The sequence below is a fragment of the Belnapia sp. AC561 genome, from assembly GCF_979252845.1.
Genome location: NZ_CEEDBP010000391.1, coordinates 1 through 247 on the forward strand (window position 1 = coordinate 1; position 247 = coordinate 247).

The following is a 247-nucleotide window of genomic DNA, read 5'->3' on the forward strand; positions in this document are numbered from 1 at the left end:
GGTGGATCCCGGCAAGGATGCCGCGATCGGGACCTATCAGGCGCCGCCGGACGGCCGCTTCGTCGTGGTTCAGCTGTCGAAGGGCGGTAGCGAGATCGGTGCGAGCTACATCTATGACGTCGCGACCGGCAAGCGGTTGGACGATGTGCTGACGCCGATGTGGAGCGATCAGGTGAACTGGGCGGACGGCAGAACGCTGCTCTATACCCGCATGGCGCGAATTGAAGGCAAGAACGTGCAGGAGGAC

The 247-nt window shown here is 63.6% G+C and carries 1 protein-coding gene; it reads left to right on the forward strand.

What is annotated here, in order from left to right; genetic code table 11:
• Positions 1–247, forward strand: a 247-nt coding sequence (locus AC0IW9_RS31560) for a hypothetical protein (protein WP_471652229.1), incomplete at both ends; no start/stop codon positions are given.